Annotated in this window: 2 protein-coding genes; one reads left to right on the forward strand and one right to left on the reverse strand. The window is 57.8% G+C overall.

The genetic code is table 11. The features are described from left to right. Positions 1 to 244 precede the first annotated feature (244 nt). Positions 245 to 1,444, forward strand: a complete 1,200-nt coding sequence (locus tag Q5H33_RS08370) for an iron-containing alcohol dehydrogenase (protein WP_008782907.1) — start codon at positions 245 to 247, stop codon at positions 1,442 to 1,444. Between the two features lie 8 nt (positions 1,445 to 1,452). On the opposite strand, the gene Q5H33_RS08375 is transcribed toward Q5H33_RS08370, so the two are convergent. Continuing rightward, on the reverse strand, positions 1,453 to 2,496 hold the full coding sequence (locus Q5H33_RS08375; protein WP_302424005.1) for a LacI family DNA-binding transcriptional regulator: 1,044 nt from the start codon (positions 2,494 to 2,496) through the stop codon (positions 1,453 to 1,455). Between the last annotated feature and the right edge of the window lie 78 nt (positions 2,497 to 2,574).

Genomic DNA, 2,574 nt, shown 5'->3' on the forward strand with positions numbered 1-2,574 from the left:
GCCCGCATGGCACCTTTCCATTCCTTCTTTCTCCTTTCTCTCCTTCCGCTGAAAAACCGCCTGAGGCAACGTCGCCAAGGGCGGTTTTCTGGTTGTGGCGGGGCTGGGGGGTGGATTGGGGTGGGGGCGAACATGTTCGCGGAGGGGTGCGTTGACGGTGACGTGTTGGCGACGGTGAACATATCGGCGGCAGGAGAAGATAAGCTGTTCTCAGGGAAACATCAGCACAACAAAGGAGTTACGCATGCGAGATTTCATTTTCCATAACCCAGTGAAGATCTACTTCGGCAAAGGGCAGGCGCGCCATATCGCACAGGAGGTGGAGCGTGTCGAGGGCGCCGTTCTGGTGGTGTATGGCGGCGGATCGATTAAACGCAACGGTGCCTATGACGATGTAATGGCTGCGCTGGCAGGAACCGGGCGCAAAATCATCGAGCTGCCCGGCGTTACGCCGAACCCGCGATTGGACAAAGCGCTGGAAGGCGTACGACTGGTCAAGGAGCATGGCGTCGGCCTGATTCTGGCCGTTGGCGGTGGCTCGGTAATCGACTGCGCGAAATTCATTTCGTTGGGTTCCGGCATCGGTGACGATGAGGATTTGTGGGATGACTACATCGAAACCGGCAAACCGGCACCTGAAGGGCTGATTCCGGTTGGCGTGGTGCTCACCACCGCGGCAACGGGCTCGGAAATGGGAGATGCGGCCGTGCTCACCAATTGGGAACGCAACCGCAAGCTCGGCTATACGTCGTTCCCGCTGATGCCCAGGTTCTCCGTGCTGGATCCAAGCTACCTGATGACATTGCCCGCCGAACAGACGGTGTATGGCTTCGAGGACATGTTCTGCCACACGTGTGAGCAGTATTTCTCCTATCCGGTGGACGACAACCTTTCCGACGAAATCGCCGAGGGAATCCAACGTCATATTCTGCGTTCGTGGCGAGCATGCTTGTCCGATCCGAAAGATTATGAGGCTCGCTCCAATGCAATGTGGGATTCCACGTTGGCTCTGAACCGCATTATCTCGCGCGGCAAGGAAGAGGATTGGGTGACGCACGGCATCGAACACGCGCTGTCCGCATACACCGATATCGCTCACGGCGCTGGTCTGGCCGTGGTTCACCCGCATTGGATGGCATACGTGTATTTGGTCAACGATGAGGTGACGGCTCGCTTTGCCCGCTGGGCGGTCGACGTGTGGGGTGTGACGCCCACCGGCAAAACCGATCGCACGGTGGCCGAGGAAGGCATTGATCGCTATGTCGATTTCCTGCGTCGCGTAGGTGCGCCGCTGACTCTTTCTGAGGCCGGCGTGCCCGACGATCCCGCCTCTCTCGACAAGTACGCCGATCATGCCGGTGAGGCCGGCGGCTCATTCGTGCAGATTCACCGTGACGATGCCCGAGCGATTCTCGAGGCATGCAAGGAACCGGTGTCGTTCTGACGGTTGGACTAATCCCGTGATTTGAGCCGCCGCGTGCTGTCCCGCACCACCAAAGACGTAGAAAGAACCACGCGCTTCTGAATCTTGCGTCCTTCATTGGTATCGATGACCATGCGGGCTGCAGTGGTGGCCATGTCTTGCAATGGCTGGCGGACCGTGGTCAACGCCGGGCCCATGTACGCGGCGGTCTGTATATCGTCGAATCCGATAACGGACAGATCTTCGGGGATACGGATTTTCAGTTGACGGGCCGCCTCGTAAACGCCCATGGCCTGTAGGTCATTGCCTGCAAAGATGGCGGTCGGGCGACTTTGTTCGTCTTCAAGTAACGCCATGGCTCCTTCGTAACCGCCTGGCGTGGTGAAATCGCCTTCGGTGATGAGTTCGGGAGAGGTGGGGATATTGCGTTCGGCGAGGGCCGCCGAATAGCCGTCAAGCCGGGCACGTGAGCAGAGCATTTCATCCGGTCCGGTGATGATGCCGATGCGCTTGTGGCCGAGTTCCAGCAGATGACGGGTGGCGATGACGCCGCCCATCCAGTTGTCCGCCTGTACGGAGAGATCATCTAATGCCGGATTGCCGGAAGGGTCGAAGACGACGAAAGGAATGCCGTGTGATTGGAACATGCTGCGTTCCTTGTCCGTCAAGTTGGAGAACACCAGAATAGCGCCAATGGGCTGGCGGTCGATGATGCCTTCAACCCAGGAAGAGTCGGGGTGCTGCCGGTCGCCACTTTCCGCAACCATGACATTGATGTTGTGCGGCTTGGCCTCCGTGATGATGTCCCTGAGCACCTCCAGCGCCCAAATGGTCTCAAAATCCCGAAATACCACCTCGATGGTGCGTTGTTTACGGGAGAGGGAGACGCGGCGAATGTAGCCGTTGTCTTTCAGGGCTTTGTCAATGGCCTGCCGGGCCGCCTCCGAAATATCCGCCTTGCCGTTCAGGGCTTTGGACACGGTGGCCAGTGAGTAGCCAGTCTGTTTGGCGATGTCTGCAAGTTTGACCTTGTTCTCGCCGTTGCTTTTGCGCTGTTCTGCCGACGCCATCATTGACCGCCTTCATCAGAGAATGCTGATATCAGTATATTCGAAACTTTCGTAAAGTCAATTTGACGATAAAGAATGGTA

Source organism: uncultured Bifidobacterium sp., assembly GCF_959020145.1.
Classification (GTDB): domain Bacteria; phylum Actinomycetota; class Actinomycetes; order Actinomycetales; family Bifidobacteriaceae; genus Bifidobacterium.